At 70.3% G+C, this 15,125-nt stretch carries 10 protein-coding genes; 2 read left to right on the forward strand and 8 right to left on the reverse strand.

What is annotated here, in order from left to right:
* The first annotated feature begins 2 nt into the window (after nucleotides 1-2).
* Complete coding sequence (locus tag BJ972_RS05540) at nucleotides 3-1,625, forward strand: FAD-dependent oxidoreductase (protein ID WP_129172818.1); 1,623 nt, start codon at nucleotides 3-5, stop codon at nucleotides 1,623-1,625.
* Nucleotides 1,622-3,742 (forward strand): molybdopterin oxidoreductase family protein, encoded by a 2,121-nt coding sequence (locus BJ972_RS05545; RefSeq protein ID WP_129172819.1) that lies wholly within the window; start codon nucleotides 1,622-1,624, stop codon nucleotides 3,740-3,742. Before BJ972_RS05540 ends, BJ972_RS05545 begins: the two co-directional genes overlap by 4 nt.
* A gap of 24 nt (nucleotides 3,743-3,766) precedes the next feature.
* Here BJ972_RS05545 and prfA read toward each other — a convergent pair whose 3' ends face one another.
* The 8 genes from prfA to BJ972_RS05585 all read right to left on the reverse strand — a co-directional run bounded on the left by prfA (nucleotide 3,767) and on the right by BJ972_RS05585 (nucleotide 15,108).
* Entirely contained in the window at nucleotides 3,767-4,837 is a 1,071-nt protein-coding gene (prfA, locus tag BJ972_RS05550; protein WP_129172820.1) for a peptide chain release factor 1, read from the reverse strand.
* Nucleotides 4,838-4,841: 4 nt separating this feature from the next.
* Complete coding sequence (rho, locus tag BJ972_RS05555) at nucleotides 4,842-6,995, reverse strand: transcription termination factor Rho (RefSeq protein ID WP_129172821.1); 2,154 nt, start codon at nucleotides 6,993-6,995, stop codon at nucleotides 4,842-4,844.
* 793 nt (nucleotides 6,996-7,788) lie between these two features.
* Nucleotides 7,789-8,721 carry a homoserine kinase gene (gene thrB, locus BJ972_RS05560; RefSeq protein WP_129172822.1) on the reverse strand — a complete coding sequence of 311 codons (933 nt, stop codon included), beginning with the start codon at nucleotides 8,719-8,721 and terminating at the stop codon, nucleotides 7,789-7,791.
* A complete protein-coding gene (gene thrC, locus BJ972_RS05565; protein ID WP_373366810.1) occupies nucleotides 8,718-9,839 on the reverse strand; it encodes a threonine synthase in 1,122 nt (373 codons plus the stop codon). Before thrC ends, thrB begins: the two co-directional genes overlap by 4 nt.
* Complete coding sequence (locus BJ972_RS05570) at nucleotides 9,839-11,143, reverse strand: homoserine dehydrogenase (RefSeq protein ID WP_129172823.1); 1,305 nt, start codon at nucleotides 11,141-11,143, stop codon at nucleotides 9,839-9,841. The genes thrC and BJ972_RS05570 overlap by 1 nt, the downstream gene beginning before the upstream one ends.
* Entirely contained in the window at nucleotides 11,140-12,546 is a 1,407-nt protein-coding gene (gene lysA, locus BJ972_RS05575) for a diaminopimelate decarboxylase (protein WP_129172824.1), read from the reverse strand. Before lysA ends, BJ972_RS05570 begins: the two co-directional genes overlap by 4 nt.
* Nucleotides 12,547-12,707: 161 nt before the next feature.
* Nucleotides 12,708-13,433, reverse strand: a complete 726-nt coding sequence (locus tag BJ972_RS05580) for an LmeA family phospholipid-binding protein (protein ID WP_129172825.1) — start codon at nucleotides 13,431-13,433, stop codon at nucleotides 12,708-12,710.
* 7 nt (nucleotides 13,434-13,440) lie between these two features.
* A complete protein-coding gene (locus BJ972_RS05585; protein WP_129172826.1) occupies nucleotides 13,441-15,108 on the reverse strand; it encodes an arginine--tRNA ligase in 1,668 nt (555 codons plus the stop codon).
* Nucleotides 15,109-15,125 lie beyond the last annotated feature (17 nt).

Consider the following 15,125-nt stretch of genomic DNA (forward strand, 5'->3'; position numbering starts at 1 on the left):
CTATGCACCCTCCCCGCCCCGTGCGCGTCGTCCTCGTCGGATTCGGTCCCGTCGGCGCCCGCTTCGCCGAAGAGCTCCTGCCCGAGGTCGTCGCGGGCCGAGTCGACCTGACCGTCGTCGGCGCGGAGTCCGGAGACCCGTACAACCGGGTCCTCGTGGCGGAGCTCGCCGTCGGACTCACCGAGAAGGACGACATCGTGCTCGCCGACTCGGACGAGTTGCGGGGCAGCGGAGTGGACGTTCGCACGGGCGTGCGGGTCGTCGCGATCGATCGCGAGGCCCGCACGGTGCTGCTCGACGACGGCACGGATGTCGAATATGACCGTCTCGTCCTCGCGACAGGAGCACGCGCGAACATCCCGACGCTCTCGGGCGTCGCCCGCACGATTCGCGACAGCTCGACGCTCGGCCGCCTCGGCCACGCCGCGATCGGCACGGACGACGCGCTCCCGACGGGTGTCACGGTCGTCCGCGATCTCGCCGATGCGGAGACGATCGGCCGGGCGGTCGCGGCGAAGCAGCACATCGTCGTCCTCGGCGCGGGCGTGCTCGGTCTCGAGTTCGCACTCCTCGCCGCACGTCACGGGGCGACCGTGTCGGTCGTGCACACCGGCGCGTTCCCGATGCCGCGGAACCTCGACCGCGGAGGCGGCTCGGTGCTCAGCCGGGCCCTCCGCGCCCGCGGGATCACACTCCTCGCGCACAGCCCCGCCGAAGGCATCGCCGTGCACACCGAGGACGACGGCACGACGCGGTTCGACGCGCTCTACACCGCCGACGGAAAGCACATCCACGGCGACCTCCTCGTGCTCTCGTGCGGCGTCGGTGCGCGCGCCGAGCTCGCCGTCACGGCGGGCCTCCGCACCGAGGCCGGGATCGTCGTCGACCGCGATCTCCGCTCGTGGACCGATTCGCGCATCTACGCCATCGGCGACTGCGCGCACATCGTCGAGAACGACGGCCAGACCGACACCGCGCGCCTCGGCGGCGCACCCGCGGGCCTCATCGGACCGGGCTGGCGACAGGCCGAGTGGCTCGCCGCGCGCTTCGCCGCCGATGTGACGGGCACCGAGCACTCCGACGCACCGCCCGCTGAGCGCGCGAGCGTCGTGATGCTGAAGGGCGAAGGCATCGACGCGGTCTCGGCCGGCGCCATCTCGGCCGAGCCGTGGGACCCGCGCATCGGCGACGTCGAACCCCCGAACGTCGCCCTGTGGGCCGACCCCGAGCACGGCCGGTACGTGAAGATGGTCACGCGCGACGGCGTGCTCGAGGGCTTCGTGAGCGTCGGGATGCCGCGGGCTTCCGCCGAACTGACGATGCTGTTCGAGCGCGGCGGCGAACTGCCGTCCGATCGCTCCCTCCTCCTCCGTCTCGATGCACCCGACGAGCCCGTCGCGAGCGGCACGCCGGCCGGTCCCGAAGCCATCATCTGCACGTGCAACGCGGTCACGGCGGGAACGATCAGCGACGCGTGGCACGCCGGGAACACGACGGTCGCGTGCATCGGCAAGGCGACGCGCGCGGGAACGGGATGCGGCGGCTGCAAGGATCGGATCGAACGCATCATCGCCGACCGCGAAGCGACACTCGGCACTCCCCCGGCGCTGGAGGTCACCGCATGACCGAGACGGCGACGCACTGCCCGTACTGCGCCTTCCAGTGCGCGATGACCCTCTCGCCGGCGCCCGCGGGTTCGCCCGAGCCGCTCACCGTCGACGGTCGCGACTTCCCCACCAACCGCGGCGGTCTCTGCAAGAAGGGCTGGACGTCCGGCGCCCTCCTCGGTGAGACCGATCGCCTCACGGCTCCGCTCTTCCGCACCGCCGACGGCGGCTTCGAGGAGGTCGAGTGGGATGTCGCACTCGATCGCATCGCGGAAGCCGTGCGTCAGAGCCGTGAGGAGCACGGACCGGACTCGGTCGGCATCTTCGGCGGCGGCGGCCTCACCAACGAGAAGGCGTACCAGCTCGGCAAGTTCGCCCGACTGGCGCTCGGAACGTCGCGCATCGACTACAACGGGCGTTTCTGCATGTCGTCGGCGGCTGCCGCGGCCAATCGGTCGTTCGGCGTCGATCGTGGCCTGCCGTTCCCCGTCGAGGACCTCGACGCCGCGACGACGGTCCTGATCCTCGGCTCGAACATGGCCGACACGATGCCGCCCTTCCTCTCGCACCTGCAGGGTGCGCGCGCGGCGGGAGGCCTCATCGTCGTCGACCCTCGTCGAAGCTCGACGGCACGCCTCACCGACGACGGTGCCGGACTCCATCTGCAGCCGGCCCCCGGCACCGACCTCGAACTCCTCCTCGGCCTCCTGCACATCGTCATCGCCGAACGACTCGTCGACGAGACGTTCATCGCCGAACGCACGACGGGCTACGCGGCCCTCCGCCGCAGCGTCGCCGCGTGGTGGCCCGAGCGCGTGCAGTCGGTGACCGGTGTGCCGACCGACCTGCTCCGACGGGTCGCGCGACGGCTCGCGAGCCGGGGCGGCACCTACATCCTCACGGGGCGCGGTGTCGAGCAGCACGTCAACGGCACCGACACCGCGACCGCGGCCATCAACCTCGCGCTCGTGCTCGGGCTGCCGGGATCGACCGACTCGGGCTACGGCACGATGACCGGACAGGGCAACGGACAGGGCGGTCGCGAGCACGGCCAGAAGTGCGACCAGCTGCCGGGATACCGGAAGATCGTCGATCCGGCAGCGCGTGAACACGTCGCCCGCGTGTGGGGCGTCGATCCCGCGATCATCCCCGGGCCCGGTCTCCCCGCCGTCGAGATGCTCGCCTCACTGGGCCGCGAGGGCGGGGTGCGCACGCTCTTCGTGCACGGCGCGAACGTCGTCATCTCGGCCCCGAACGCTGGCGAGGTGCGTGACGCGCTCACGCGTCTCGACCTCCTCGTCGTCTCCGACTTCTTCCTGTCGGAGACCGCGCGCTACGCCGACATCGTGCTCCCCGTGCTGCAGTGGGCCGAGGAGGAGGGCACGATGACGAACCTCGAGGGCCGCGTCGTCCGTCGTCGGAAAGCGATCGACCCGCCCGCCGGTGCGCGCAGCGAACTCTGGATCCTGGCGGAACTCGCGCGACGCCTCGAGGCGCCCGGACGATACGACCTCGACCCCGCGCTCGTCTTCGACGAGCTCGCCCGCGCCTCGGAGGGCGGCATCGCCGACTACTCGGGTCTCAGCCACGAACTGCTCGACACCGAGGTGGCCGCGTACTGGCCGTTCCCCGTCGGGAGCACCGGCACTCCACGCCTCTTCCTCGACCGCTTCGGTCACGCCGACGGCCGCGCGCGCCTCGTGCCCGTTCGCGCCACCGCGCACCCCGAGCGCCCGACGGAACCGGGACAGCTCACCCTCATCACGGGTCGACTGCTCGAGCACTACCAGTCCGGTTCGCAGACCCGTCGCGTCGCCGAACTCGCCGACTCTCAGCCCGAACTGCGCGCCGAGATCCACCCGACGACGGCTCGCGACCGCGGTCTCGCCGACGGCGAACTCATCACCGTCGAGAACCACCGGGGAACCGTCGTCGCGCGGGTGACGACCTCGACCGGCATCCGGCCCGAGACGATCTTCCTGCCGTTCCACTTCGCGGACGACGCGAGCGCCAACCTGCTCACGAGCGATGCGACCGACCCGATCTCGGCCATGCCCGAGTTCAAGACGGCGATCGTCACCGTGCACGCGATCGGTGCCGTCGCGCCCCTCGAGACCGTGGGCGCTTCGGTCTGACGCGGTGTGAACCGCTCGCGCGGATCAGGCCTCGCCGGAGAGCTGTGCCTCTTCGTCGGCGCGGATCGCCGAATCGATGAGCGGGTCGAGCGCGCCGTTCATGACCTGGTCGAGGTTGTAGGCCTTGTACCCGGTGCGGTGATCGGCGATGCGGTTCTCGGGGAAGTTGTACGTGCGGATGCGCTCGGAGCGGTCCATCGTGCGGATCTGCGACTTGCGGGCATCGGACGCCGCCGCCGCGATCTCCTCCTGCTGACGCGCGAGGATGCGGGCACGCAGGACGCGCATGCCGGCCTCACGGTTCTGCAGCTGCGACTTCTCGTTCTGCATCGAGACGACGATCCCCGTCGGAAGGTGCGTGATGCGCACCGCCGAGTCGGTCGTGTTGACCGACTGACCGCCGGGGCCGCTCGAGCGGTACACGTCGATCTTGAGGTCGTTCTGGTTGATCTCGACCTCTTCGGGCTCGTCCACCTCGGGGAAGACGAGCACGCCCGTCGTCGACGTGTGGATGCGGCCCTGCGTCTCGGTCACGGGTACGCGCTGCACGCGGTGCACGCCGCCCTCGTACTTGAGGTGCGCCCAGACGCCCTGCGAGGGGTCGGTCGCGTTCGACTTGATCGCGACCTGCACGTCCTTGTAGCCGCCGAGGTCGGACTCGTTGCGCTCGAGGAGCTCCGTCTTCCAGCCCTTGGATGTCGCGTACTGGATGTACATGCGCAGGAGGTCGGCTGCGAAGAGCGCGCTCTCGGCGCCGCCCTCGCCGCCCTTGATCTCCATGATCACGTCGCGACCGTCATCCGGATCGCGCGGGATGAGGAGGCGTCGAAGCTTCTCCTGAGCCGTTGCGAGCGATTCCTCGAGCACGGGAACCTCGGCCGCGAAGGACTCGTCCTCCTTGGCGAACTCGCGAGCGGCGACGAGATCGTCGCCCGCCTGCTGCCACGTCGAGTAGGCCGAGACGATCCGGCTCAACTCGGCGTAGCGCCGGTTGACCTTCTTCGCTCGGGCCGCGTCGGCGTGCAGCGCGGGGTCGCCGAGCTCGTCCTGGAGCTGGATGTGCTCCTCGATCAGGGCGTTGACGGTCTCGAACACGGGATCAGCGGTGGTCGTTCTCGTGGCCGTGCGTGTGCGCGGCCCCGTTGCCGGTGGCACCCGGCATCGACTTCTGGACGACCATGAGGAACTCGACGTTCGACTGCGTCTCCTTGAGACGGCCGAGGACGGCCTCGAGCGCCTGCTGCGGGTCGAGGCCCGCGAGCGCACGACGCAGCTTCCACGTGATCTTCACCTCGTCGGACGACATGAGCATCTCTTCGCGACGGGTGGACGACGCGTTGACGTCGACCGCCGGGAAGATGCGCTTGTCGGCGAGCTGACGCGAGAGGCGGAGTTCGGAGTTACCCGTGCCCTTGAACTCTTCGAAGATGACCTCGTCCATCTTGGAGCCGGTCTCGACGAGAGCCGTCGCGAGGATCGTGAGCGATCCGCCGTTCTCGATGTTGCGTGCCGCACCGAAGAAACGCTTGGGCGGGTAGAGCGCCGAGGCGTCGACACCACCCGAGAGGATGCGGCCCGAAGCGGGAGCGGCCAGGTTGTACGCGCGGCCGAGGCGGGTGATCGAGTCGAGGAGCACGACGACGTCGTGACCGAGCTCGACGAGACGCTTCGCACGCTCGATGGCGAGCTCGGCGACCGTCGTGTGGTCTTCGGCCGGTCGGTCGAACGTCGAGGCGATGACCTCGCCCTTGACCGTGCGCTGCATGTCGGTGACCTCTTCGGGGCGCTCGTCGACGAGCACGACCATGAGGTGGACCTCGGGGTTGTTGATCGAGATCGCGTTGGCGATCTGCTGCAGCACGATCGTCTTGCCGGCCTTCGGCGGAGCGACGATGAGGCCGCGCTGGCCCTTGCCGATCGGAGCGACGAGGTCGATGATGCGCTGCGTGAGCTTGGTGGGCTCGGTCTCGAGGCGCAGGCGATCCTGCGGGTAGAGCGGCGTGAGCTTCTGGAACTCGACGCGAGCGGCGGCCTCGTCGACCGTCTGACCGTTGACCGAGTCGACCTTGACGATCGCGTTGTACTTCTGACGGCTGTTGCCGTCGCCCTCGCGCGTCTGCTTGATCGCACCGACGACCGCGTCACCCTTGCGCAGGTTGTACTTCTTGACCTGGCCGAGCGAGACGTAGACATCGCTCGGGCCCGGCAGGTAGCCGGTCGTGCGCACGAAGGCGTAGTTGTCGAGGACGTCGAGGATGCCCGCGATGGGGATCAGCACGTCGTCGTCGAGGATCTCGGGCTCGACCTCGTCGCTGCCCGGACCCCGACGCTTGCGGTCGCGGTACCGGTTGCGGCGGCCGCCCTGCTCGTCGTCGCGGTTCTGCTGCTCGGCGGGACCGCGGTTCTGGTCGGCGTTCTGCGCGTTGCGCGCACCCTGCTGGTTGCGGTTCTCACCCTGCTGAGCGTTGCGATCGCCCTGCTGGCGGTCGTTCTGCTGCGCGTTGCGCTCGCCCTGCTGGCGGTCGTTCTGCTGGTTGTTGTTGCGGTCGCCCTTGGCCTTCGCCGCCTGACCGCCCGCGTTCTGGGCGTTCTGGTTCTGGCCGTCGCCCTTGGCGCCCTGCTGGTTGTCGGAGTCCTGACGGTTCTCGCCGCCACGGCGACCGCGGCCACGACGGCCCTGGCGCTCACCGGCGGGGTTCTCGTTCGCCGTCGCGGCGTCGTCGCCGTCGGTCGATGCCTCGGCGCGAGCGGTGTTCTTGCCGGAGTCGTTCTTCTGACCCTCGGTCTTCGAGTGCTCGACACGGGCACGCTCGTCGAGCGCGGGGAGCAGGCTGTCGAGGCCCGAGCCGGCCGTCACGTTGACGTGCGAGCCGGCGGACGTCGTCGATGCACGGCGCGAACGGCGCGAGCGCGAGCCCGCTGCGGGCTCCGTCTCGGCGGGGGCGTCCTGTGCGGGGAGCGGCAGCTCGACCGGGGTCGACTCTGCAGCGGTCTCGGCCGGAGTCTCGGGAGCGGCGTCGGCGGCGGGAGCGGCCTCGGCCGGAGCCTCGACCTCAGCCTCGGGGGCAGCCGGAGCCGCCTCAGAAGCGTCGCCCTGCGTCGCGGTGATCGCGGCGACGAGGTCGCCCTTGCGGAGCTTGCCGGCTCCGGAGATGCCGAGTCGCGAGGCGAGCGCCTGGAGCTCGGCGACCTTGAGGCTGCCGAGGCGGGAGACGTCGATCGCGCTGTCGACGGGAAGTTCGGTGTTCGTCACGGGGTATGGTTCCTTTCCCCTGGGCGTCGGCGGTGCCGGCCAGGAGAGCTGGTCGCGAACGAGCGCTGTGCAGAAAGCACGACTGCGCACGCGAGCGAGAGCAAGAGTTGCTGGGAATCGCACGATATGGCGGATTCGCGAGTGCCGCGGGTTCCACCGGGTGCGCTCCGAGCATAACACCTGGCGCAGCCCTCCCGAGCCGCATGCCGCACAGCGCGTCGCTGTCCGACACCCGTCGCACACTCGCCCGGTTCCTGCCCCGGATGCCGCGGGCGGACCGATCACGGATGCTGCAGATTCCGCCGACACGCCGCCCGCGTCATCCGCCACGCCGCCACGACCGCGAATCGGCAGCATCCGTGGTCGGAACATCACCACTCCGATGACGGATAAGGAGAAATCACGCGCCACGCCGATGTAGTGACCCCGACACACCGTCATCCACCCACGATCTCCTTATCCGCCGCATTGGGGCGGACGGGAAACGCAATGAGGTCAACGCGGCGCATAGACCGGGCGCACGACGGATGCCGCAGGCAGGGCGATCACGGATGCTGCAGAATCCCGGGACACGCCGCCCGTGTCATCCGCCACGCCTACTCGACCGCCGAACCGCAGCATCCGCGCACGGGAGTGGCGGCAGTAATGGGGCGGAACGATGAGGGCGGAGCGATGTGGGCAGGGCGGGTGGAGCGATATGAGCGGGGAGATACCGAAGCGTCGGCTCGGGAACGGCGACGGCCGCGTCATCCCTCGTGAAAGGAGAGGATGACGCGGCCGGAAGCTGCGCGGATCAGACGGCGGTGCCGGTGGCTCCGAGGAAGTCGACGGCGAGCGGAAGCGCCTGCCACGGCTCGGTCGCCTGCTCGGCGACGAGGTCGGCGGCGACGAGTCGTTCGCTCGGGTCTCCGCAGAGCACGAGGATCGACGGGCCGGCGCCCGACACGACGGCGGGGTGACCGGCGGCGCGGAGCAGCTGGATGAGCCGGTCGGTCTCGGGCATCGCCGCGGCGCGGTAGTTCTGGTGCAGCTTGTCCTCCGTCGCGGCGAGCAGGAGCTCGGGGCTCTGCGTGAGAGCAGCGATGAGCAGCGCCGAGCGCGAGACGTTGAAGACGGCATCCTCGTGGGGAACCGACTCGGGCTGCAGGCTCCGGGCGAGCGCCGTCGACATGACGTGCTCGGGAACGAGCACGAGCGGCGAGACGCCGCGGTGCACGAGGAGCTTCTTGTGCTGCGGACCCGTCGGCGTGGTCCACGCGATCGTGAGTCCGCCGAAGAGCGCGGGCGCCACGTTGTCGGGGTGCCCCTCGAGGTCGGTCGCGAGCGCGAGTAGTTGGTCGGCGTCGAACAGGGCGATGCCCTCGAGCAGGCCGCGCGCCGCGACGATGCCGGCGACGATCGCAGCGCCCGACGATCCGAGGCCGCGGCCGTGCGGGATCGTGTTGTGCGCGACGAGACGCACGGCGGGCATCGCGATGCCGACGTGGTCGAACGTGTGCTTCATGGCACGGATGACGAGGTGCGAGTCATCGAGCGGGACTTCGCCTTCGCCCACACCGTGGACCTCGATCGAGAGCACTCCGTCGGCGGGAACCGAGATCTCGAGGTCGTCGTAGACCGCGAGCGCGAGGCCGAGGGTGTCGAAGCCGGGGCCGAGGTTCGCCGTCGTCGCGGGAACCTTGACCGTGACACTGCGGCCGACGAGCCGTTCGTCGACGGCGCTCATGCGGAGAGTCCCAGCACGCTCGCGACGGCAGCCGTGTCGACGGGGACGATGGTCGGCTCGACGTCGGAACCGTCGGCCGTGCGGAGCGCCCACTGCGGGTCCTTCAGGCCGTGGCCCGTGACCGTGAGGACGACGCGTGAACCGGCAGGGATGACTCCCGCGTCGGCGCGCTCGAGGAGGCCGGCCACGCTGATCGCGCTCGCGGGCTCGACGAAGATGCCGACCTCGGAGGACAGGATGCGGTGCGCCTCGAGGATCGCGGAGTCTTCGATCGCGCCGAAGTAGCCGTCGCTGTCGTCGCGCGCGGTGAGGGCGAGCTCCCACGACGCGGGGTTGCCGATGCGGATGGCGCTCGCGATGGTGTCAGGGGCCTTCACGGGGTGGCCGAGCACGAGGGGTGCGGAGCCGGCGGCCTGGAAGCCGAACATGCGGGGCAGTCGCGTCGTCGCGCCGCGCTCGAGCTCTTCGCGGTAGCCGCGGTGGTGAGCCGTGTAGTTGCCCGCGTTGCCGACGGGCACGAAGTGGAAGTCGGGCGCGTCCTGCAGGACCTCGACGATCTCGAACGCCGCCGTCTTCTGACCCTCGATGCGGTCGGGGTTGACCGAGTTGACGAGGTGCACCGGGTAGTTCGCGGCGAGGTCGCGCGCGATGTCGAGACAGTCGTCGAACGTGCCCTGCACCTGGATGAGCTCGCCCTTGTGCGCGATCGCCTGGCTGAGCTTGCCCATAGCGATCTTGCCCTCGGGCACGAGCACCGCCGCGGTGATGCCGGCGTGCGTCGCGTAGGCCGCGGCCGACGCCGACGTGTTGCCGGTCGATGCGCAGATGACGGCCTTCGCGCCGTGCTCGACGGCCTTCGAGATCGCCATCGTCATGCCGCGGTCCTTGAAGGAACCGGTCGGGTTCATGCCCTCGAACTTGACCCAGACGTCGGCTCCCGTGCGGTGCGACAGCGCTGCGGCGGGGATGAGCGGCGTTCCGCCCTCGCCGAGCGTGATGATGGGCGTCGCGTCGGTGACGTCGAGTCGGTGGGCGTACTCGCGGAGCACTCCGCGCCACTGGCGGCTGGGGATCCCGCGATCCCCCTCGGTTGCCGCGGGGTAGTTCGAGCTGGGCACTATGCTCCTTCGACTCTCAGGACGGATGCGATCTGGGACACCACGGGGCTCGCTTCGAGAGCGGTGACGGTCTCGGCGAGGGCGGACTCACGCGCGTGGTGGGTTCCGATGACCAGGGTAGCCGTGCCGGCGGCGCTCACCGACTGCTCGAGCTGCTCGACGGAGACCTCGTGGTCGGCGAAGATGCGGGCGACGGTCGCGAGCACGCCGGGCTCGTCGGTGACCTCGATGGTCACGGCGTAGCGCGTGATGACCTTGCCGATCTCGAGCACGGGCAGCGAGGCGTGCGTCGACTCGGCGAGACCCGGGCCGCCGACGACGTGGCGACGGGCGACGGCCACGAGGTCGCCGAGCACGGCCGAGGCCGTCTCGACACCTCCGGCACCGGCGCCGTAGAACATGAGGCTTCCCGCGGCCTCGGCCTCGACGAAGACGGCGTTGTTCGCGCCGTGGACGGCGGCGAGCGGGTGACGGCGGTCGACGAGCGCGGGATAGACGCGAGCGGACACGCCCTCCTCCCCCGTGTCGGGATCGGTGAGACGCTCGCAGATCGCGAGGAGCTTGACGACGTAGCCGGCCTTCCGCGCCGACTCGATCTGCGCGGCGGTGACCGACGTGATGCCCTCGCGGTGCACCGACTCGATCGGGACCGTCGTGTGGAACGCGAGGCTCGCGAGGATCGCGGCCTTCTGCGCGGCGTCGTAGCCGCCGATGTCGGCGGTCGGGTCGGCCTCGGCGTAGCCGAGCTCGGTCGCGACGGCGAGGGCGTCGTCGAGGTCGGCGCCCGACGTGTCCATGCGGTCGAGGATGAAGTTCGTCGTTCCGTTGACGATGCCGAGGATGCGCTTCACGCGGTCGCCGGCGAGCGACTCGCGGAGCGGCCGGATGATCGGGATGGCACCGGCGACGGCGGCCTCGTAGGAGAGCTGCGCGCCGACCTGCTCGGCCGCCTCGAAGAGTTCGGGACCGTGGGTCGCGAGGAGGGCTTTGTTCGCGGTGACGACGTCGGCGCCCGAGCGGAGTGCCTGCAGCACGAGCGTGCGCGCGGGCTCGAGCCCGCCGATGAGCTCGACGACGACGTCCGCGCCGAGGATGAGCGTCTCGGCGTCGGTCGTGTAGAGCTCACGCGGCAGCTCGACGTCGCGCTTCGCGTCGACGTCGCGCACGGCGATGCCGACGAGCTCGAGTTCGGCGCCCACGCGCTGCGCGAGCTCAGGGCCGTGCTCGATGAGGAGGCGTGCGACCTGAGAGCCGACGGATCCTCCGCCGAGCAGGGCGACTCGAAGTGAACGGTAGGCGATCATGCGCGGGCTCCTTCATCGGTGCGGGCGACCCCGGTGTCACGGGCCACGAGGTCGTCGGGGGTCTCGCGACGGACGAGCACTCGGGCTTCTCCGTCGCGAACCGCGACGACCGCCGGGCGCTCGAGGTAGTTGTAGTTGCTGGCGAGCGAGTAGCAGTAGGCGCCCGTCGCGGCGACGGCGAGCAGATCACCCCGGCGGATGTCGGAGGGAAGGTAGTCGGCCTCGACGACGATGTCTCCGGCTTCGCAGTGCTTTCCGACGACGCGGGAGAGCGCGGGAGCCGCACCCGAGACGCGCGAGGCGATGCGTGCGGCGTAGTCGGCCTCGTAGAGCGCGCGACGCGCGTTGTCGCTCATGCCGCCGTCGACGCTCACGTAGAGCCGCTCGCCCCCCTCGACGGGAACGGGCTTCACGGTGCCGACCTCGTAGAGCGTGACGCCCGCGGGCCCCACGATCCAGCGCCCGGGCTCGATCGCGATGCGGGGCACGGGGATGCCGCGAGCAGAGCACTCCGCTTCGACGGCCGAGGCCATGCCGCGAGCGATGTCGTCGATGTCGGCGGGGGTGTCGGCCGTCGTGTAGGCGATGCCGAAGCCACCGCCGAGGTTCAGCTCGGGGACGTCGCCGTCGGCGAGGAGCTCGGCGTGCACCGTGATGAGACGGTGCGCCGACTCGGCGAAGCCCGCGGCGTCGAAGATCTGCGACCCGATGTGGCAGTGCAGACCGAGGAAGCGGAGCGACGGCTGCGCGCGGATCGCGGCGACGAGCGCGACGGCGGATTCGAGGGGCACGCCGAACTTCTGGTCTTCGTGCGCCGTCGCGAGGAAGGCGTGGGTGTGGGCGTGCACACCGCTGTTGACGCGCAGGCGCACGTTCTGGCGGCGGCCGGCCGCGGTCGCGAAGGCGGCGACGCGTTCGATCTCGTCGGGGCTGTCGATGACGATCGTGCCGACGCCCACCTCGGTGGCGCGACGCAGTTCGGCGTCGGACTTGTTGTTGCCGTGGAAGCCGAGGATCGCGGGATCGGCCCCGGCGGCGAGGGCGACCGCGAGTTCTCCGCCCGAGCACACGTCGACGTGCAGGCCCGCCTCGATGACCCAGCGCACGACGTCGGTCGAGAGGAACGCCTTGCCCGCGTAATACACCGACACATTCGCGCCGATGCGACCGAACGCCTCGTCGAAGACCCGACGGATCCGCGACGCTCGATCGCGCACGACGTCTTCGTCGACGACGTAGAGCGGCGTGCCGAATCGACGCGCGAGATCGGCCGCGGGGACGCCGGCGAGCGTCATCCCCCCGGCTTCATCGCGGCCGGCGCCGGCCGGCCAGATGCGGGCGTCGAGGGCGTCGGCATCGACCGGGACGTCAAGCCACACGGGGGCGGAAGGAGCGGTGGCCACGGTGGAAACCTCACAGAGAAGACGAAAGTGGGGGTCGCACTGCGCGGCGAGCGAACCCGGATTGGTTCCTGAAGCCAGTCAGCAGAAGGGCCGCGTCGAACGCGAGCACCGCTCGCGAGTCTATCGATCGGCCCGAGCCGCCGCCGAATCGAGGTCGACGCTCAGCCGCAGGAGCCGGTGTTCTGCAGCGACTCGGCGTCGAGCACGAGCGTCGTCGACTCGAACGTCACGCGTGCGTCGGTCGGCGTCACGGTGATGTCGCTCACCTCGAGGCCCTCGGGCAGGTAGCTCGCGACGCACACGGGGATCGGCTGCTGCGAGATCTGCTGGACGACGCCGCTCAGGTCGACCGAGTTGCCGCCCGAGCCGATCTCGACGTTCGTCGGTGTGACGAGAACCTGATCTCCGTCGGCGACGGCCTCGGCGGTGACCGAGTAGTCGAGGGAGAGACCGAAGATCGCGATCGACCCGGCGTAGGAGACCGTGCCGTCACCGAGGACGAGGCCACCCGCTCCCGCCGGCAGCGGGATGAGGTCTGCCGCGGCATCGGCGGCGATCGTGACGGTGCCCTCGACACGATCGACGGGGCGCGAGGCGAAGTCGATCGGCACTCCCGCACCGTGGATGTCGACGGCGAGCGGAACACCGTTCGCCGTGAGGTCGTCGGAGCGGAGCGTCACGTCGTCGAGAGATCCCGTCACGAGCTGAGCGAGCACCGAGAAGCCGCCGATCGACGCGTCGACCGTGCCCTCGACGTTCTCGGGCAGGTTTTGTTCGATCTGATCGGCGACGGTGCCCTCGATGACGCCGCGGGTGATCGCGTCCGCGACGAAGAAGATGCCGACGAGGACGGCGACGGAAACGAGGACGGCGACGACGGCCTTCATGCCCGCCTCACATCCGCTCAGGCGCCGAGACGCCGAGCAGTCCGAGCGCGTTCCGCAGCACCTGTCCGGTGGCGTCGTTCAGCCAGAGTCGCGTGTGGTGGACCGCACCGATCGACTCGTCGCCGAACGGCAGCACCCGACGGTTGTCGTACCAGCGGTGGTAGAGCCCGGCGAGTTCCTCGGCGTAGCGCGCGATGCGGTGCGGCTCGCGGAGGCCGGCGGCCTGGGCGACGATGCGTGGGAACTCCTGCAGAGCGCCGAGCAGGGCCGACTCGGTCTCGTGGTCGAGGAGCGCCGGCTCGAAGACGCTGCGATCGAGACCGACGGATGCCGCATTGCGAGCGACCGCGCACGTCCGGGCGTGCGCGTACTGCACGTAGAAGACGGGGTTGTCGTTCGTGCGCTTCGTGAGGATCTCGGGGTCGAGGGTGAGCGGCGAGTCGGCCGGGTAGCGTGCGAGCGAGTAGCGCAGGGCGTCGGTGCCGAGCCATTCGCGCAGGTCGTCGAGCTCGATGATGTTGCCGGCGCGCTTCGAGAGCTTCGCGCCGTTGATCGACACGAGCTGCCCGATGAGCACCTCGATGTCGCGCTCGGGGTCGTCGCCCGCCGCTCCCGCGAGGGCCTTGAGGCGGTGCACGTAGCCGTGGTGGTCGGCGCCGAGCAGGTAGATCTTGTGCGGGAAGCCCCGGTCGCCCTTGTCGAGGTAGTACGCCGCATCGGCGGCGAAGTACGTGTAGACGCCGTTGCCGCGACGGATGACGCGGTCCTTGTCATCCCCGAAGTCGGTCGTGCGCACCCAGATGGCGTCATCGTCGTCGTAGACGTGACCCTGCAGGCGCAGGCGATCGACGGCGAGGTCGACCGAGCTGCGGCCGTCGGGCCCGGGGGCGTGCAGCGTGCGTTCGCTGAACCACTCGTCGAATTCGACGTTGAAGAGGGAGAGCGAGTTCTGGATCTCGGCGAGCTGCGTCGCGTACGCGATCTCGCGGGCGACGTCGACCGCGGCCTCGTCGTCGAGGTCGAGGAGGTTCGGCTCGCGCTCGAGAACGACGCGCGCGAGGTCGCCGATGTACGCACCGACGTAGCCGCCCTCGGGGGTCGGCTCACCCTTCGCCGCGGCGATGACCGATCGGCCGAAGGTGTCCATCTGGTTGCCGGCGTCGTTGATGTAGAACTCGGTCGACACCTGGGCGCCCGCGGCACGCAGCACACGGGCGAGCGCGTCGCCGAGCGCCGCCCAGCGGGTGTGGCCGAGGTGCAGCGGGCCGGTCGGGTTCGCCGAGACGTACTCGAGGTTCACGACGAGGCCGGCGAGGGCGTCGCCCGTGCCGTACGACTCACCCGCGTCGACGATCGTCTGCGCGAGCACACCGGCGGCACCCGCTTCGAGGCGGATGTTGAGGAAGCCCGGGCCCGCGACGTCCACGTTCGCGATGCCGTCGACGGCGGCGAGACCCTCGGCGAGCTCGGCGGCGATGTCTCGCGGCGACGCTCCGAGCGGCTTGGCGAGGCGCAGGGCGATGTTCGACGCCCAGTCGCCGTGGTCGCGGTTCTTCGGACGCTCGAACGTGATCTCGCCGACGGTGAGGCCACCATCGCCCGTCGCACCGCCTCGACGCTCGATGAGAGCGTCGACGAGGCCGGACAGTACACGCGAGAGGTCGTCGGGAGTCACTCGGGAATCCTACCGGG

The organism is Agromyces atrinae, from assembly GCF_013407835.1.
GTDB lineage: Bacteria > Actinomycetota > Actinomycetes > Actinomycetales > Microbacteriaceae > Agromyces > Agromyces atrinae.